The 16,187-nt window shown below is 63.6% G+C and carries 17 protein-coding genes and 1 tRNA gene; 7 read left to right on the forward strand and 11 right to left on the reverse strand.

Translation table 11 applies throughout. The features are described from left to right. The first annotated feature begins 2 nt into the window (after positions 1-2). On the forward strand, positions 3-536 hold the full coding sequence (locus F8R15_RS11460) for a flagellar basal body-associated FliL family protein (RefSeq protein WP_152844655.1): 534 nt from the start codon (positions 3-5) through the stop codon (positions 534-536). Positions 537-578: 42 nt separating this feature from the next. On the opposite strand, the gene F8R15_RS11465 is transcribed toward F8R15_RS11460, so the two are convergent. From F8R15_RS11465 to fliL, 10 genes are all read right to left on the reverse strand, one after another. Beyond that, positions 579-947 (reverse strand): hypothetical protein, encoded by a 369-nt coding sequence (locus F8R15_RS11465; RefSeq protein ID WP_078541625.1) that lies wholly within the window; start codon positions 945-947, stop codon positions 579-581. Continuing rightward, on the reverse strand, positions 935-2,026 hold the full coding sequence (locus F8R15_RS11470) for a flagellar biosynthesis protein FlhB (protein WP_152844656.1): 1,092 nt from the start codon (positions 2,024-2,026) through the stop codon (positions 935-937). Before F8R15_RS11470 ends, F8R15_RS11465 begins: the two co-directional genes overlap by 13 nt. Further along, positions 2,023-2,811 carry a flagellar biosynthetic protein FliR gene (locus F8R15_RS11475; RefSeq protein WP_152844657.1) on the reverse strand — a complete coding sequence of 263 codons (789 nt, stop codon included), beginning with the start codon at positions 2,809-2,811 and terminating at the stop codon, positions 2,023-2,025. Before F8R15_RS11475 ends, F8R15_RS11470 begins: the two co-directional genes overlap by 4 nt. Then, positions 2,808-4,892: a flagellar biosynthesis protein FlhA gene (gene flhA / locus F8R15_RS11480; protein ID WP_152844658.1), complete on the reverse strand. Its 2,085-nt coding sequence runs from the start codon at positions 4,890-4,892 to the stop codon at positions 2,808-2,810. The genes F8R15_RS11475 and flhA overlap by 4 nt, the downstream gene beginning before the upstream one ends. Then, positions 4,892-5,503, reverse strand: coding sequence for a transglycosylase SLT domain-containing protein (locus tag F8R15_RS11485; RefSeq protein ID WP_253732534.1), 612 nt, complete (start codon positions 5,501-5,503; stop codon positions 4,892-4,894). The genes flhA and F8R15_RS11485 overlap by 1 nt, the downstream gene beginning before the upstream one ends. A 219-nt stretch (positions 5,504-5,722) precedes the next feature. Next, complete coding sequence (locus F8R15_RS11490) at positions 5,723-8,032, reverse strand: hypothetical protein (RefSeq protein WP_152844660.1); 2,310 nt, start codon at positions 8,030-8,032, stop codon at positions 5,723-5,725. Beyond that, positions 8,029-8,898 carry a flagellar motor stator protein MotA gene (motA, locus tag F8R15_RS11495; RefSeq protein ID WP_078522271.1) on the reverse strand — a complete coding sequence of 290 codons (870 nt, stop codon included), beginning with the start codon at positions 8,896-8,898 and terminating at the stop codon, positions 8,029-8,031. Before motA ends, F8R15_RS11490 begins: the two co-directional genes overlap by 4 nt. Before the next feature lie 77 nt (positions 8,899-8,975). Then, complete coding sequence (locus F8R15_RS11500) at positions 8,976-9,578, reverse strand: MotE family protein (RefSeq protein ID WP_152844661.1); 603 nt, start codon at positions 9,576-9,578, stop codon at positions 8,976-8,978. After that, entirely contained in the window at positions 9,575-9,928 is a 354-nt protein-coding gene (locus F8R15_RS11505; protein ID WP_083076450.1) for a hypothetical protein, read from the reverse strand. Before F8R15_RS11505 ends, F8R15_RS11500 begins: the two co-directional genes overlap by 4 nt. An 11-nt stretch (positions 9,929-9,939) precedes the next feature. Beyond that, positions 9,940-10,431, reverse strand: coding sequence for a flagellar basal body-associated protein FliL (gene fliL / locus F8R15_RS11510; protein WP_152844662.1), 492 nt, complete (start codon positions 10,429-10,431; stop codon positions 9,940-9,942). Between the two features lie 122 nt (positions 10,432-10,553). On the opposite strand from fliL, the gene fliF reads away from it, so the two are divergent. The 4 genes from fliF to fliP are packed head-to-tail and all read left to right on the forward strand — an operon-like array spanning position 10,554 to position 13,824. Further along, positions 10,554-12,179, forward strand: coding sequence for a flagellar basal-body MS-ring/collar protein FliF (gene fliF, locus F8R15_RS11515; RefSeq protein WP_152844663.1), 1,626 nt, complete (start codon positions 10,554-10,556; stop codon positions 12,177-12,179). Then, positions 12,176-12,775, forward strand: coding sequence for a flagellar biosynthesis protein (locus tag F8R15_RS11520; protein ID WP_152844664.1), 600 nt, complete (start codon positions 12,176-12,178; stop codon positions 12,773-12,775). Before fliF ends, F8R15_RS11520 begins: the two co-directional genes overlap by 4 nt. Beyond that, positions 12,768-13,046, forward strand: a complete 279-nt coding sequence (locus tag F8R15_RS11525) for a FliM/FliN family flagellar motor C-terminal domain-containing protein (RefSeq protein WP_078522277.1) — start codon at positions 12,768-12,770, stop codon at positions 13,044-13,046. The genes F8R15_RS11520 and F8R15_RS11525 overlap by 8 nt, the downstream gene beginning before the upstream one ends. A gap of 37 nt (positions 13,047-13,083) precedes the next feature. Beyond that, a complete protein-coding gene (gene fliP / locus F8R15_RS11530; RefSeq protein WP_152844763.1) occupies positions 13,084-13,824 on the forward strand; it encodes a flagellar type III secretion system pore protein FliP in 741 nt (246 codons plus the stop codon). 75 nt (positions 13,825-13,899) lie between these two features. On the opposite strand, the gene F8R15_RS11535 is transcribed toward fliP, so the two are convergent. Beyond that, positions 13,900-13,975: transfer RNA gene (locus F8R15_RS11535), tRNA-Lys, on the reverse strand. A gap of 142 nt (positions 13,976-14,117) precedes the next feature. Between F8R15_RS11535 and dapF the strand changes: the two genes are divergently transcribed. Together dapF and mtaB are read left to right on the forward strand one after the other, a co-directional pair. Continuing rightward, entirely contained in the window at positions 14,118-14,918 is an 801-nt protein-coding gene (gene dapF, locus F8R15_RS11540) for a diaminopimelate epimerase (RefSeq protein WP_253732536.1), read from the forward strand. Next, positions 14,915-16,177: a tRNA (N(6)-L-threonylcarbamoyladenosine(37)-C(2))-methylthiotransferase MtaB gene (mtaB, locus tag F8R15_RS11545; protein WP_152844666.1), complete on the forward strand. Its 1,263-nt coding sequence runs from the start codon at positions 14,915-14,917 to the stop codon at positions 16,175-16,177. Before dapF ends, mtaB begins: the two co-directional genes overlap by 4 nt. Positions 16,178-16,187: the final 10 nt, after the last annotated feature.

The raw sequence follows: 16,187 nt of genomic DNA on the forward strand, positions 1-16,187 counted from the left end.
CAATGCTTGGTAAACTCCTCCCGCTTCTCCTCGGTCTGATCGGTCTCGCCGGTGGCGGCGCGGTCGGATATTTCCTGCGCCCCGCCCCGCCGCCCGCAGAACATCTCACCGATCCGGCCGGTGCGGAGGGGGCAGCGGAAGGAGATCACGGCGCCGCACCAGAGGCTCATGGGGCCCCGGCCGCTGCCGACCATGGGGCCGAGGGCGATGTCACCTCCGAATTCGTGAAGCTCAACAACCAGTTCATCGTGCCGCTGGTAACCGAGTCGCGCATCTCTGGCATGGTCATCCTGTCGCTCAGCCTCGAGGTGAAGGTCGGCGAAACAGAAACCGTCTACCGCGCTGAGCCAAAACTGCGCGATGCGTTCCTGCAGGTGCTGTTTGATCACGCGAATACGGGGGGATTTCAGGGCCTGTTCACGGACTCCGCGAACATGTCGCGCCTGCGCCGGGCCCTGACCGAGACCGCGCGTAGCATTCTAGGTCCCGGTGTCCTTGCGGTTCTGGTCTCCGATATCGTGCGTCAGGACAGTTAGGTCAGATCCGTAATCTCTGCGACAGACGAGAAGTCCCGCGCCTCAGCGCGGCGCACCTCGTTTCGGGTGACCGAGTTTCGTGACAACGTCATGGCGGCCCACCGCGCGCGCGGTTGCGCCATGCTGCGCAGCAAGCGCGGGGTCGAGATCCGTCCGCGCGGCACGTAGCCGCGTGTCTTCCAGCGACAGGTAGCGCAGATAGGCGAGGGTGTTCTGCCCGGAGGCTGGTTCCTGCGCGAGCGTCTCCCGGGTCGACCGCTCCTCTGCCTGAAGGCTGGCAATTCGCGCATCGAGCGCGCGTGCCCGGGCGTTAAGCCGTGCGAGTGCAGCCAACTCCGCCTCCCGCTGCATACGGGTCAATCGGGCGAGCGCCGCCAGCCGCTTTACCTGCAATTTGCTCATTTGCGCCATGCCGCACCTCCGCGGGCCGCCTTGCGCATTTTCTCCGCAAAGCGGATCGCGGCGGCGACGGGTTTGTAATGCTCCGGCCGGATTTCTTCGCCAATCTCGATCGCCGCGAATAGCGCCCGCGCGGTCGGCGGGTCCGAATGAACGGGCACCGCGTTTTCCGCCGCGATCTCGCAGATCCGCGCCGCGATCGCATCGACCCCTTTCGACAGGCAGACCGGCGCACGCCCCGAGGCGCGATCCCATTTCAGCGCGACCGCGTAATGGGTCGGGTTGACGATCACGACATCGGCCTTGGCGGTGTCGGGAACAGATTGCCGCGTCGCAAGCTCCACCCCCTTCTGACGTCGCTGTGCCTTCAGATGCGGATCGCCTTCGGATTGCTTCATTTCGTCGGTCAATTCCTTACGCGTCATCCGGTTGCGGCGCAGGAATTCGGACCGCTGCCAAAGATAATCGATCGCGCCCATCGTGGCGGCGAGGGCGGTGACGATCATCAGAAACTCGGCAATCATCCGAAACAGCAGCCCCACGATCTGCACCGATTCGAGACGCTGCGTGAGCAAAATCAGATCGGCGCGCGCCCTGAGGTAAATGAAAAGAATCGTCGCGATCACGGCGAGTTTCGTCGCGCTCTTGGCGAATTCGAACAGCCCGCTGCGTCCGAATTTCTGCGCAGCATTTTTCAGCGGATTGATCCGGCTGAGCTTTGGCTGGAGCTTGTCGGGCGCGACCACGATCGCGCGCTGTGCCCAGTAGGCGACGAGCGCGGCGATCATCGGCACCACGAAAAACGGCGCGAGCGGCAGGAGCAGCGTGCCGATGATCCGCCCGCCCAAGGCCGTCCCGCCACCGAGAAACTGCGCGGCCATCTCATCGGCGCGATCCAGCATCGCCATCGCCCCACTGCCGAACCGCGTCACGCTGTAGATACCCAGGCCGAGCAGCGTCGCGAGAAAACTGCCATAGACGGCGGCCACGGAAATCTCGGTCGAGCGCACCAGATCGCCCTTGCGCCGTGCCCCGTCCAGCTTATGCGGTGTCGGGTCGAATTCCTTTTCGCCGGCTTCGTCTTCGCTCATCGTACCACTCCGAACGGGTTGCCGAGGAAGGTCATGACCGCCTCGCGCCAGATCGCGATGGCAGTGGGCGCACATAGGGCAAGCAGAATCAGACCGCCTGCCGTGAGTGCCGGGGCACCGACGAACGCCACCATCAGCTGCGGCATGGCTCGGTTAATCGCGCCAAGCGCGACGTTGTAGATCAGCCCGGTGACCGCGAAGGGGGCGGCGAGCTTGAAGGCGAGCGAAAACGCCTGCGCGACACCCGAGACGCCCCAGCGCCGCAGCGCATCCGGATCGGGCCATTCGCCCACCGGCAACACCTGATAGGTGCCGATCAGAAACTCGATGAGCTGGACATGAAACCCGAGGCTCATCAGCACCGCGATACCGGCGATCAGCAGGAGGTTCCCGATTGCGGGTTGCGGTTCCCCGCCCATTCCGCCGAGCAGCTGCGAGAGCGAACTCGACTGCGCCGCCATTGTGCCTGCGATTTGCAGCGCGAAGACAAAGGCGCGCAATCCGAAGCCAAGAAAGAGGCCGATCGCGATTTCCGAGGCCAGCCAGAGCGGCAAAGCCGTCTCTTGGTCGAAACTGGCGAGCGTCGGTGCGAGGGCTGGAACCGTCACCAGGGTTATCGCGAGTGCGACCCCCGTCTTGATCCGCGCCGGCAGGCTCGTCTCGCCAAAGCCCGGGGCCATGGCGACAATCCCGCCCACCCGCAGCAGGATGATGAAACCTATGAACAAAAAGCTGCGTGCCTGTTGCAGGATCTCGCTGAGCAGATCGAGAAGCGACGGGCTCATGCGGGGACCTGTCCGACCATCGCGGGTCGCGCCTCCAGGCCGATTTCTTCGTAGCTCAGGACCGGCGCGTTCAGCCCTTTCGCGTTGATGACCGTACGCAAAAACCGCCGCCTGCGCCCTGAAGAGACCAGTGCCGGGAAGGTCCCCGCTTGCGCCGCCCCGGCGAGTTTCTCGGCGATATTCGCCGCCAGCTTGTTGAACAGGTCAGGTGGCAGGGCGACATCGCTGCCCGCCTCGCCCCCGATCGTGTATTTTCCGAAGCGTTCCTCCCAATCGGGCGCCAGTTGGATCAGGGGAATCGTGCCGTCCTCGCGACGCAGATCGGCAACGAGCTGGAAGCCGAGGCGCTGCCGCACATGTTCGCAGATCTGCTCGGGGCTTTGCAGGTGACGCGCCTCCGAGATCGCCTCGACGATCAGCAGAAGGTTGCGGATCGAGACTCGTTCATCGAGCAGTAGCCTTAACACCGAAAGCAGCAGATCGACCGGCACCTTGTCGGGGATGAGCTCGTCGAGAACGCGTCGATTGGCCTGCGCGCGTGTCGGATCGGAGAGGTTCGCGACTTCGTCGAGCAGCCGCCGCAGCGCCCGCAACGTCATCAGCCGCGAGAAGTTCGCCTTGATCACTTCGAGAAGATGCGTCGCGAGCACCTCCGTCGGCCCGACCACCGTCGAGCCGGCGAGCGCCGCGTCTTCCTGCTGATGGGCGGGCACCCAAAGCGCGGGCGCGTGGAACACCGGTTCGCGGACCTCCTCGCCGTCGGGCAGAAAATCGCGATTGTCCGCGATCAGCGCAAGAACATGCTCCGGCATCAGCCGATCGCGTGCCTGCTCCACACCCTGAACGCGGATGCGGTAATGACCGGGCGGCAAGGTTGCGTCGTCGGTCAGGCGAATTTCGGGGAGGATCAATCCGAAATTCGTCGCGACGTGATTGCGCATGTTGGAGATGCGGGCGTCCAGACCCGTCGCCGGATCGAGCGCCATCTTGACCAGATCCGGGGCGAATTCGACATGGATATCGTCGATGTCGAGCACGTCACCCATCGATTTCTGCTTCGGCCCGGTCTCTGGCGCGGGCATTTTCATCGCTTCGCGCCGTGCACGCGCCCTTTCGGCGCGCCGCAGCATATAGGCCGCTGTGCCGAGGATGACGGCCCCTGCGGTGAACGGCACGAAGGGGAGGCCCGGCACGAGACCGAAAAGCGCCATCAAGACCGCAACGGTTGTCAGGGCGGCCGGGTATTTACCAAGCTGGCGGAACAACTCCAGATCGGTGGAGCCTTTCGCCCCGCCGCGCGAGAGCAGAATGGCCGCTGCGATCGAGATGATGACCGCCGGAATCTGGCTGACGAGGCCGTCGCCGACCGTAAGAATCGCATAGGTCTCGAGCGCGCGATCGAGCGGCATTCCATGCACGACGGTGCCGATAAGCAGCCCGACCACGAGGTTGAGCATCGTGATTAACAGGCCGGCAACCGCGTCCCCTTTGACGAATTTGGATGCCCCGTCGAGCGAGCCGAAAAAGGTGGTTTCCGCCTGCTCGCGTTCGCGCCGCTCTCGCGCTTCGGCATGGTCGATGGCGCCCGCATTCATGTCGCTGTCGATCGCGAGTTGCTTACCCGGCATCGCGTCGAGCGCGAAGCGCGCGCCGACCTCGGCCATGCGCCCCGCACCTTTGGTGATGACGATGAAATTCACGATCAGGATCACGCAGAACACGACCAGCCCGATCAGGACCGAGCCGCTCATGATGAAATTCGCGAACCCTTCGATAACGCCGCCCGCCGCACCCGTGCCCGTGTGTCCGTTTCCGATGATGAGTTTGGTCGAAGTAACGTTGAGCGACAGCCGCAGCATGAGCGTCGCAAGGAGGATGGTGGGAAAGGCGGAGAAATCGAGCGGACGTTCGATGAAGAGGGTGACGGTGAAGATCAGGATCGCGAGGGCGAAAGAGGTGGCGAGACCGATGTCGAGGATCCAGGAGGGCACCGGCAGGATCATCATCGCGATGACCGCCATCAGCGCGAGCGCCAGCAGGATCGTTGGCTGAAACGCGCGTTGCACGAGCGGGGTCGCCATCACATCCCTCGCGCTTTCCGCGCGGCACGCGCGAACAGGGAGGCGCCGGGGGCACCGCCCGCTCGGGGCGGCTCCGCGTCTTTTGACCTGAGCAGAAGCGGGTAGCCGTTTTCTCGGCGTTGTGCTTGGGACGCGCTTTGTGCCAGCACGATGTCGGGAATATCAGGCAATGGACTGGCCGCGGCGGCGGAAGTTGTCATCACGTCTTTCGGGCCGCTTCTGCCTTCGAGTTTCGCGAAAAACCGGGCAAAGCGTGTCGAATAACTGTTCGCATGCTCCGGCGTGCGCGAGTGATAGGCGCCCGCCGCCGTCTTCCAGTCACCGCTTTCTGCGTAGAGCGATTTCAGAAACTGTGCCGCATATCGGGCGTTTTCCAACGGGTCGATCATGTCTTCGATCGATGAAAAATGTTGCCCGTGCCATTTGAAATTGATCTGGAAACAGCCGACGTCGAAGCTTCGAGCGCCGCGTTTGAATTCCTTGAAAGCGTAAGCGAGCGCCAAATTCCGGCGGTCGAACCAATGCCCAGCGCCTTCCATATTCACGGTCCACGGCCACGGCTCGAAGCCACTCGCGCCTTTTCGTCCGGTCTCATTTAGCGAGATCGCCATGAGCACCGCATAAGGAACGCCGCTTTCGCGCGAGGCTTGCTTCGCGGCGGCCTCGCATAGCTGGGGTTGCCCCGCCGCGGATAGCGGAACGAGGGTTAGACAGAGAACATACAGAGCCCGCCGAAACCAAGGCATGGGGTTTTCCCTTTGCAGTGCAATTCTTGCAAACCCAGACCTAGCGGCCAAAGATTTGGAATCCGTTTGCGCCGTTTCTGCGCGTCATTCCTGTGCGGACGGCAAGGCAAGACGGTCGAGCATTTTCGACAAAGTCTCTCGCTCGGCTTGGCTTCGCTCCAAGAGGCTGCGCGCCTGAGTGATCGGGCCGCCTTGGACCTCCGTCCCAGGCGAAGGCGCCGCACCGAAGGTTTCCAAAAACTGCTTCTCCACCGCATCGGTCGAGGTCTCCAGGTTTGACCAGTCGCCCTTATGCCAGGACTGTGCGCGCGCATCTTCTGGATTGCCCGCGCGAAGGTAGGCGGCGCGCGCGTCGTCGTGTCGACCAAGCCGGGATAAAACCTCCGCCCGGAGTCGCTCGACTTGCTGGCCGCCGAGGTCTTTCAGATGGGCGAGGGCAGCTGCAGGGTCCATTTCAAGAAGCGCAGCCCGAGCGAGCAGCGTTTTGTCCTGCTCCGTTAATGGCGCGGCCTTGCCGAGGAGGCGCACGGCGACGGCCGGCATTCCCAGAGAGATTGCGCGTCCGGCCAATTCTTGTCGCAGGTCCGGTATCTCTGCGACTTCCTCGGCGAGTGGCAATTCGTCGTAGAGGGTGCGAAGGAAAACCGCGTCGCTGGCTTGACCAACCAACCGTGTGAATATTGCCGCGAGCGTGCCGTTTGGGTCCGCGATCGTGGTCGCATCGGCATAAATCTCAAAAGCTTTAGGAAATTCGGAATTCGCGGCGTGCCCGATCGCAGCGATGCGCCGCAGCTCCGGTGCCTCTGGCGCTTTGGCGAGTTCGAATGCGAGCGCCTCAGCATTGGCGAGAGCTGCCGGATCGACCTCTCCTCCCGCATCGATCTGGCCGTTGAGCCATAAGATCAACGCGCGCAACCCTTGCTCTGAATTCGTCTTCGAAAGCGCCTCAAGGTTACCCAAAGCTTGTGGATCCGCTTCTTTCGCTTGGATTTCCGCCTCCACTGTATCAAGCGCAGTTCGATCCTCCGTGGTTACTCGGCTGACTGCAGGTTCGAGAGACCGCGCCACATCCGCTGCCCGAATCTGCGTGAGCCGAGCCACAAGTTTTGGCGCCAGAGACCGTCGCAGATCCGCCGGAAGTGCTTCGAAATTTCGGCGAAGCGCGGCGAATGCGACATCTCGTTTTTCGGGCGGCGGGTCTGATGCAAGGAAAGCCCAAAGCGCGACCGCACCATCGCAATCTGTGAGCCGCGCGAGCGGCGATGCGGCGGCGGCAGGGTCCTGATCGAGAACCGATCCGACAAAGAGCAGAGCATCTTTGCTAGGACCATCCTTGGCCATGTCGCGCAAAAGCGCGCGGGACTCCGTCCCGAAGCCGAAGGCGATGTATAGCCTTGCCAAAGCCATCACCTTACGCGGGTTGGGGACGTCGAATTCGCCCAAAAGATCACGGCGTGCATCGCTGATCTGCGCGAAGGCCGGGCGCTCGTCGATCCAGCTCGCGAGGTCGAAATATCGATCGGGAGGGCACTCGGATACCTCCAGCTGCGTCTGGGGTGGCGTGACGAGATGATCGCGATCGATCACAGTCATCGAGTCGACGGCGAGATGCGGCGGCAGTGTCGGCGCGGGTGGACCCATAGGATCGTCGGCGCTCTCCGTGGGCGTCTCGCTTGCCGGAGAGTTTGCTTGTTGCCCGCTCCTAGAGGGCTGGGCCTTCGAAGGCTTCACCTGAGCCGAGACGAGCCCCTGCGATGCCGCCCGCGAAATCTGGCGTAAGAGGCTCTCTTCAATGCCATCAAGTCGCGGATCCGGTTTCGGCGGGATTTGCGGTTTAGGCGCGCTATCCGAGATCGTCACCGGCGCAGCGGTGGTTTCGCGCATATGCGGCGGCTGCCAGAAGAGGTCGAGATAGTCCCGTCCAATCGCGACGGGCTGAACGGTTCTAAGCCGGGGCGGGGAGGATGGCCGCGGCGCATTCGTTGGCGAAGATTTGGCCCGATCGCGCACGGCCCCAGCTGGCGCCAGCGCGGCTTGAGCTGGGGGGGCATCCTTGAGGTCGATGACGAATGCACCGCTTTCGAGAGTAAAGGTTTCGGGAACGACCTCGGGAGCGAGTTTCAGACGAAGCGTGCCATCCGGTTCAGCAATAAGTGCTTTCAACCTCTCACGCGGGATCAACTCGAACACGTTCTGAATCGCATATTGCGGATCTGATGCGTCGGTCGCGAGGCGAAAACCTCCATCTACGGGTGCAAGAGCCCGACTGGCCGATGCGGGCAGATAGACCACGAGGCGGGAAAAGCCGTCATGTTCGCCCGATTTGACCGTAATTGGCGTGGCATAAGCCAGGGTGAAGGGCAGCAGCAAAAGAAGCGCGATCCAGAACCTCATGCCGCCTCCGATTTCACCGACTTCAAGGCCTCCTCGAGGTCGGAGAAGCTTGGGCGAATGTGGTGGGGCGTGTTCTGGCGACCGACCTCAATGCAGATATTGGTTGCGTGATTGTGCAGGTTGGCGATCAACACCTCGCGGATCAGTTTGTAGAAGTGGCTGTCTTCGTCGATCACCCCCTTCATCCGGCTCGCAAAGGGGGCGATGAACCCGTAGGCGAGGAACACGCCGAGAAAGGTTCCGACAAGCGCGCCGCCGATCATCTTGCCGAGAATTTCGGGGGGCTGGTCGATCGACCCCATGGTCTTGATGACCCCGAGCACCGCCGCGACGATCCCGAGCGCGGGCATTGCGTCGGCAACCGACTGCATCGCGTGGCTCGAATGCATGGCGTGGTGGTAATTCGCCTCGAGCTGCTTATCGAGCACCTCTTCCACTTGCATGGGGTCGTCGTAATTCATCGAGGCCGATCGCATCGTATCGCAGATGATGTCGATCGCCTCGTGATCGTGCAGGATTTTCGGATACTTCCCGAAAATCGAAGAACTCTCCGGGTCTTCGATATGCTCTTCGATCGCAACGGGATTCTGACGGGCTAGCCGGATCAATTCGAACAACAGGCAAAGAAGATCGCGGTAGTCGTCGGGCTTCCATTTCGGTCCTTTGAAAACCTTTCCGACATCCTTCAGCGTGTGCTTGATTGAGGCCATGTCGTTCGACAGAACGAAGGCGCCGACGGCGGCGCCGCCGATCATGATCATCTCGAAGGGCAACGATTTCAGGATGATCCCCATCTTCCCGCCCGCCGCGACATAGCCGCCGAAAACCATCGCGAAGATGATCACGATGCCGATGATGCCGATCATGGAAAGCCCCTTCCGTTTCTCTTGGGCGACTTTGAATGATTCGGTTTAAGAAATGCCCAAGGCCCTTAGCGTCTGCCTCAGTCGCGAGGCGCGCCTGCGTTGCGACCCGCCATCAGGACGCTGATCGCGTAGGCCGTTTTCGGCTCGAGGCTTTCCATAACCGCGGCTGCAGAGGCGGGGCGCATCCGTGCGAGAAAACCTGCGGCGAAATTCGGGTCCATTTCGGCGAAAAGCGGGGCGGCCTGTTTCGGCTTCATGTTCTCGTAAAGGGCGACGAGCTTTCCGACATCTTTTTCGGCCGCGCCATCTGCCACGGCCACGGTCTTGGACAGCGCCTCTTCCGCCGCGACGAGATCATTCAGACGCGCTTCCAACCGGGTTTCCGCGAGAGCGAGCGCATTGCGGCGGTCGCTGAGCAGCCCCTCCTGTTCGACGAGTTTCGCCTCACGCACCTTGAGATCTGCAAGCATTGCCATGAACCCCGCGTCGTCGATGCAATCGTCTTCCGGTTTCGCCGCTTCGGTCTCATGCGCGGGGCCGGTCGCCTCGCGCGCCCAGGCTCCGAATTGCACAAGCTGCGATCCGCCGGACAGGACGAAAAGCGCGGCGATGATCCAGAGCGCACCGCGGCCCGGGCGGGATTTGCGACGGCCAGGTTTGCGCTTGGGCAGACGGCTCATTGCGCCGCCTCCATATCCGTTTCCCGATGGCGTCGGCGCAGCACACGGCGGCGCGGTTCGCCGTCTTCGGGCAGATCGTGCAGGGAAGCCAGAAGCAGTTCGAGCTTCTCCGCACCTGCTTCTGCACGTTCCGTCAGGGCACGCAATTGCCGCTCGGATGTGCCCGCGGTCGCCTGCGCCCGCTCGAGCGCGCGCGTCATGTCATCGACCTGTGCGGACAGCACGGCGATCGCCCCGCCCATCCCGGTCTCCAGCTGATTGAACCGCTTGAGTCTGCGCGCGAGCACGAAGCAATAAATCGCCGCCGCCAAGGCCGCGAGTCCGGATGTGATTTCGGCAAGGAATTGCATTGCTCTCTCCCTCAGTTCAGCACGAATTCGATGACCAGAAGGTCGCGCACGCGCCCGTCTCCGGTGACCAGTTGCACCCGCCGCAACATCTGCGCGCGCAGGCGCATCATTGCGCTTGGATCCTCCAGAAGGCTGACATCGACCGCGCGCAAATACCCATTCAGCACATCCATCACGCGCGGCTTCAAAAGCTCCACGTCATGTTGATAGGCGCTGGGCACCTCAAGCTCTGCCGCGAACCGCAGGTGGCGCGCGGAAGCCCCGCTCAGCGTGATCGCGAGCGGTTCGAGTGCGACATAGGCGATATCGGGAAGCGCCTCGGGCGTGGGCGCCTCCGGTCCGGCGGCGCTGTGCGCCGTGTCCGGAGGCGCGAGAATCAGCCCCGAATAGACCGTGTAGAACCCCCCGCCGCCCAGAAGAAGCATGAGCACCAGACCGATCAGGAGCATTAGCTTGGACTTTTTCTTCGGTGGCTCTTCGGCCTCGGCAGTGGCGTCCGTCATAGGGGCCTCGCTGTTGCGGTTCGAGACTTGGAATACCCGAGTCGGACTAACCGATTGTTAATCGCATTAAGGGAAGGTGCCTGCGACGCTCGGGTAGAACGCCCGCTCGTTGGAGGTTCGTCTTGCAGCAACTCATCGACACTTGGGCCGGCTTGGATATGCGCAGGAAACTCGCCGCAGTTTTTGGGGTGATCGCCATGATCGCCACGGTTTTCGCCATCGGGTCGATCGCGTCGAAGCCTACGTTTGCGCTGCTTTACGCGGGGCTTGGCAGCGCGGAATCGGGGGAGGTGATCTCGGCGCTCGAACAGCGCGGCGTAGTCTATGAGGTGCGTGGCGACTCGATTTTCGTGGCCGCACCGCAGCGCGACGAATTGCGGATGACGCTTGCCTCGCAAGGTCTGCCCGCAAGCGGCGGGGCGGGCTATGAACTGCTCGATTCGCTGTCGGGTTTCGGCACGACCTCGCAGATGTTCGACGCGGCCTATTGGCGCGCGAAAGAGGGGGAATTGGCGCGAACGATCGCCGCCGTGCCGTCGATCCGATCGGCACGGGTGCATATCGCGCATCCGACGAATACGCCGTTTCGCGGGAGGCCCGAGCCGACCGCCTCGGTGACGATCACGCCGACGCTCGGGGGCTTGAGCGGCGCGCAGGCGAAGGCGGTGCGCTATCTCGTGGCCTCGGCGGTGACGGGCATGACGCCCGAAGATGTCTCGGTGATCGACTCGGCGCGCGGGCTCATCCCCTTTAACGACAATCCCGCGCTGCCCGGCAGCGGGGAAGATCGCGCGCAAGCGTTGAAGCAGAATGTCGAACGGCTGCTCGAGGCGCGTGTGGGGCCCGGAAACGTCGTGGTCGAAGTGGCGTTGGACACCGCGACAGAGCGCGAGGCGATCACCGAAAGGCGCTTCGATCCGGAGGGGCGCGTGGCGATTTCCACCGATACGTCGGAGACCTCGAAGACCTCCGACTCGACCACGCCGCCGGCAACGACCGTGGCCTCGAATCTGCCCGATAACGGCACCGGCGAGACCGGAAAATCGCAAAGCCGCACGAGCGAGACCCGCGCGCGCACCAATTTCGAGGTGTCGGAGACCCGGCGCGAATTGCTGCGCGCGCCCGGCGCACTCAAGCGGCTCAGCGTGGCCGTGCTCGTCGATGGGGTGCGCGGGACCAACCCGGATGGAACGCCAAGCTGGGAGCCACGCAGCGATGCCGAACTGGCCGATCTGCGCGAACTCGTCGCCTCGGCGGTCGGGTTCGACGAGGCGCGTGGGGACGTGATTACCCTGCGGTCGATGCAGTTCGAGGCGTTGCCGGAGGCGGGAACCGTCGCAGGGCCCGGCTTCATCGACAGCATGGCGCTCGACCTGACGCAGATCATCCAGATCGCGGTCCTTGCGATCGTCGCGCTCGTGCTTGGTCTTTTCGTCGCGCGCCCGATCCTGCTGCAGAAATCGCGTGCAGGCGCGGCGGAGTTGCCCGCGCCCAGCGCCTCGGAGGAGGGCACCACGGCGTCGACGGCGCTCACCGGTGAAATTGACGACGGGGAGATGCCCGACATGAACATGCAGCTGGTGTCCGATTTCGACCTCGGTGACCTGCCGATGGCGTCACAGGCGGATTTCGATCTGGACCGTCCCGCCGACCCCGTCGACCGATTGAAGAAGATGATTGAGGAGCGGCAGGCGGAAACCGTCGAAATCCTGCGTAGCTGGATGGAAGAGTCGTCGGAGAAAACATGATGGGGCAAAGGCTGAAACTCGAATCGTTTGAGCCCAACTCGACAGAGGCGCGTGAAATCGCGCTCGCGCCGGCCGAGTTGGAAGAGACCAAGCTGGCCGCCTTCGAGACCGGATATCAGGCCGGGTGGGACGATGCCGTTGCCGCGCAGAATGCGGAAACCGCGCGGCTCCACGCCGATCTCGGGCGCAACCTGCAGGCGCTGGGCTTCACCTATCACGAAGCGCGCCAGCACATGCTCGACGCGCTCGAGCCGCTTCTGGTCGAGGTCTGTGGCAAGCTGTTGCCCGAGCTTGCGCGTGCGTCGCTTGGCCCCGTCGTGGCCGAGCAGTTGATGCCGGTTGCCGAGGATCTCTGCGCGACGCCGATCACGGTGGTCGGCAATCCGTCCGCATTGCCGCAGGTTCAAGAGGCGCTCGCGCCACGTGCAGACTTGCCGCTCGTTTTCGCGGCAGAGCCCAGCCTTGGCGAGGGCCAGGTCTATCTGCGCTTCGCCGATACCGAGACCCGCGTCGATCTCGACGCCGTCACCGCCGCCATTTCGCGCGCGGTCACGACCTATTTCACCGCCACCGCGAAGGACAAGCCCGATGAATGAGACCGCGCCGGACGCTTCGACAGCCAATCCCTTCACGCAGGTCCCAATCGAGATCACCATCTCGGTTGGCAAGGCCCGCCCGCTGGTGCGCGATTTGCTGCGCCTGAAGCGCGACGCCGTGCTGCCGCTCGACCGGAAAGTGGAGGACCCGGTGGAGCTGTATGTCGGGGACAAGCTGATCGCGCGCGGCGAGCTGACAGAGATCGATGGCAGCGACGGACAGCTTGCGGTGCGGCTTACCGAGGTAGCCGATCTGCAAAACGGGTTGTGAGATGCGCCCCCGCCCGATCTCTCCCGGCGCCACCAAGATGTGCCTGCCTGCGCTTTGGCTCGTCCCGCTCGCGGCGTTAACCTTAACGCTCGCGGCGCTCCCCGCGCAGGCTCAGGACATTATGCTTTCTGTGGGGGAGGGCGACAGCCTCGCGGGCCGCTCCTTGCTGATCATTGCGGCGATCACCCTGCTCAGCCTCGCGCCCGGGCTCGCGATCATGGTCACGGCCTTTCCGTTCATCGTCACGGTGCTGTCGATTCTGCGCCAAGCCCTCGGGTTGCAGCAATCGCCGCCGAATATGCTGATCATCAGCCTCGCGCTGTTCCTTACATGGTTCATCATGGAGCCGGTCTTCTTCGAGAGTTGGCGCGTCGCGGGCCAGCCTCTGATCGACGGCGCGATCGACTGGCAGGAGGCGTTCACCAAGGGGATCGAGCCTTTCCGCGCCTTCATGGCCGGGCGCACGAATCCCGACACCTTCGCAGCTTTGGCGGAGCTGCGCAGCGGCACGCCCGCACCGGAAAGCCTGGAGGGCGCGCCGCTCTCGACCCTCGTGCCGTCCTTCATGCTGTCCGAAGTCACCCGCGCCTTCCAGATCGGCTTCCTCGTTTACCTGCCGTTTCTGATCATCGACCTCGTCGTCTCGGCGGTTCTGATGTCGATGGGGATGATGATGGTGCCGCCCGCGGTCGTGGCGCTTCCGTTCAAGCTCGCCTTTTTCGTGGTGGCCGACGGCTGGGTGCTGCTCTCGGGGGCCTTGGTGCGCAGTTATTTCTGACGCCGAGGGCGGCTTGCGTAACTGCAGACCCGAAAACGCAAAAACCCGGGCCGAAGCCCGGGTTTCTGAGGGTGATGGTGAGCCGTGCAGGATTCGAACCTGCGACCCACTGATTAAAAGTCAGTTGCTCTACCAACTGAGCTAACGGCCCATCACAGGGCGCGTCTCTACAAACCCCCGCCGGGGGGGTCAAGGCATAAAATTCACAAAAATTGCACATCTGGAAAAAACCTTGGCGCGGGCGTATATCGCGCGCCATGAATACAAAGCGCACACAGAGCGGACTGCCCTTCATGAAGATGCATGGGCTCGGCAATGACTTCGTCGTGATCGACGCCCGCGAGGGCGACGATCCGGTTACGCCTGCGCTCGCGCGTGCGCTCGGGGATCGGCATCGCGGTGTGGGATTCGACCAGCTTGCCGTGATCCGCCCGGCGCAAGGGGCTGATTTCACGCTCGAATTCTGGAATTCCGACGGCACGCGGGCCGGCGCTTGCGGGAATGCGACTCGCTGCGTGAGCGATTACATGATGCGTCAGCTCGACCGGACCGATGTCACGCTTCTGACCGAACGCGGGCAACTCAGCGCAGTGCGGCGCGATGACGGGATGGTCTCGGTCAATATGGGCGCGCCGATTCTCGAGGCGGCGCAAATTCCGATTCTGCCCGGCATCGATCCCGCGCATCTGCCGCTGGGCGGCGACCCGATCGCGGTCGGCATGGGTAACCCGCATTGCGTCTTCTTCGTGGACGATGCCGAGGCGGTCGAAGTGGATCGCCAAGGCCCGGTGATCGAGCATGATCCCCTGTTCCCCGAGCGCACCAATGTCGAATTCGCCAGCGTGATCGGCCCCGACCATCTGCGGATGCGCGTCTGGGAGCGCGGCACGGGCATCACGCTGGCCTGCGGCTCGGGCACCTGTGCCACCGCCGTCGCCGCGCATCTGCGTGGGCTCACCGGCAAGCGCGTTCTCGTCGATGTCGATGGCGGCCAGCTGGAGATCGACTGGTGCGACGATGGCGTCTGGATGACCGGCCCCACCGCGCATGTCTTCGATGCGACCCTCACCCAAGATTTTCTGGACGCGATATGAAACCGCCCGTTTTCTCGACCCTCGGCTGCCGTCTCAATGCCTATGAGACGGAGGCGATGAAGGAATTGGCTGCAGGCGCCGGGCTCGAAGGGGCCGTGGTCGTCAATACCTGCGCCGTGACCGCCGAGGCGGTGCGCAAGGCCAAGCAGGAGATTCGCCGTCTCTCGCGCGAGAACCCGGATGTGCCGGTGATTGTGACCGGCTGCGCTGCGCAGACCGAGCCCGAGACATTCGCGGCGATGCCCGAGGTCACCAAGATCATCGGCAATCACGAGAAGATGCAGGCCGACACCTGGGCGCAGCTCGCCCCGCAAGGCCCCGATTTCATCGGCGAGACCGAGCGCGTGATGGTCGACGACATCATGTCGGTGAAGGAGACTGCCGGTCACCTGATCGACGGGTTCGGCCGCCATCGCGCCTATGTGCAGGTGCAAAACGGCTGCGATCACCGCTGCACCTTCTGCATCATTCCCTTCGGCCGCGGCAATTCGCGCTCCGTCCCGGCAGGCGTCGTGGTCGAGCAGATCAAGCGCCTCGTGGATCGCGGCTTCAACGAGGTCGTCCTCACCGGGGTCGATCTGACGTCGTGGGGCGCTGACCTGCCCGGCGAGCCGCGTCTGGGCGATCTGGTGATGCGGATCCTGCGCCTCGTGCCGGACCTGCCGCGCCTGCGCATCTCTTCCATCGACTCGATCGAGGCCGACGAGAACCTGATGCTGGCGATCGCCACCGAGCCGCGCCTGATGCCGCATCTGCATCTCAGCCTTCAGGCGGGCGACGACATGATCCTCAAGCGGATGAAGCGCCGCCACCTGCGCGACGATGCCATCGCCTTCACCGAGGAAGCGCGCAAGCTGCGCCCCGGGATCGTCTTCGGCGCGGACATCATCGCGGGTTTCCCGACCGAGACCGAGGAGATGTTCGAGAACTCCCTGCGGCTCGTCGATGATTGCGGGCTGACCTTCCTGCATGTCTTCCCCTATTCCGCGCGCAAGGGCACGCCCGCCGCGCGGATGCCCGCCGTGAAGGGCCCGGTCGTCAAGGAGCGCGCGGCCCGGCTGCGCGCGAAGGGCGAGGCCGCGCTGGCCGCCCATCTCGACGCGCAGGTCGGCACCGAACAGCTCGTACTGACCGAAACCCCCCGCGTCGCGCGTACCGAAGGCTTTACCGAGGTGGCGTTCGAGAATGACCAGCCCGAGGGCACGCTGATGAGCGTGCCCATCACTGGCCATGACGGGGCGCGGTTGCTGGCGGGGTAAAGGGGGCTTT

Source organism: Thioclava sp. JE_KL1 (genome assembly GCF_009296265.1).
GTDB lineage: Bacteria > Pseudomonadota > Alphaproteobacteria > Rhodobacterales > Rhodobacteraceae > Thioclava.

What these genes read in the sequence shown, in the direction of transcription:
- F8R15_RS11460 (WP_152844655.1), top strand. Translation starts at nt 3, where the DNA reads ATGCTTGGTAAACTCCTCCCGCTTCTCCTCGGTCTGATCGGTCTCGCC.
- F8R15_RS11465 (WP_078541625.1), bottom strand. Translation starts at nt 947, where the DNA reads ATGGCGCAAATGAGCAAATTGCAGGTAAAGCGGCTGGCGGCGCTCGCC.
- F8R15_RS11470 (WP_152844656.1), bottom strand. Translation starts at nt 2,026, where the DNA reads ATGAGCGAAGACGAAGCCGGCGAAAAGGAATTCGACCCGACACCGCAT.
- F8R15_RS11475 (WP_152844657.1), bottom strand. Translation starts at nt 2,811, where the DNA reads ATGAGCCCGTCGCTTCTCGATCTGCTCAGCGAGATCCTGCAACAGGCA.
- flhA (WP_152844658.1), bottom strand. Translation starts at nt 4,892, where the DNA reads ATGGCGACCCCGCTCGTGCAACGCGCGTTTCAGCCAACGATCCTGCTG.
- F8R15_RS11485 (WP_253732534.1), bottom strand. Translation starts at nt 5,503, where the DNA reads ATGGCGATCTCGCTAAATGAGACCGGACGAAAAGGCGCGAGTGGCTTC.
- F8R15_RS11490 (WP_152844660.1), bottom strand. Translation starts at nt 8,032, where the DNA reads ATGAGGTTCTGGATCGCGCTTCTTTTGCTGCTGCCCTTCACCCTGGCT.
- motA (WP_078522271.1), bottom strand. Translation starts at nt 8,898, where the DNA reads ATGATCGGCATCATCGGCATCGTGATCATCTTCGCGATGGTTTTCGGC.
- F8R15_RS11500 (WP_152844661.1), bottom strand. Translation starts at nt 9,578, where the DNA reads ATGAGCCGTCTGCCCAAGCGCAAACCTGGCCGTCGCAAATCCCGCCCG.
- F8R15_RS11505 (WP_083076450.1), bottom strand. Translation starts at nt 9,928, where the DNA reads ATGCAATTCCTTGCCGAAATCACATCCGGACTCGCGGCCTTGGCGGCG.
- fliL (WP_152844662.1), bottom strand. Translation starts at nt 10,431, where the DNA reads ATGACGGACGCCACTGCCGAGGCCGAAGAGCCACCGAAGAAAAAGTCC.
- F8R15_RS11520 (WP_152844664.1), top strand. Translation starts at nt 12,176, where the DNA reads ATGATGGGGCAAAGGCTGAAACTCGAATCGTTTGAGCCCAACTCGACA.
- F8R15_RS11525 (WP_078522277.1), top strand. Translation starts at nt 12,768, where the DNA reads ATGAATGAGACCGCGCCGGACGCTTCGACAGCCAATCCCTTCACGCAG.
- fliP (WP_152844763.1), top strand. Translation starts at nt 13,084, where the DNA reads ATGTGCCTGCCTGCGCTTTGGCTCGTCCCGCTCGCGGCGTTAACCTTA.
- dapF (WP_253732536.1), top strand. Translation starts at nt 14,118, where the DNA reads ATGAAGATGCATGGGCTCGGCAATGACTTCGTCGTGATCGACGCCCGC.
- mtaB (WP_152844666.1), top strand. Translation starts at nt 14,915, where the DNA reads ATGAAACCGCCCGTTTTCTCGACCCTCGGCTGCCGTCTCAATGCCTAT.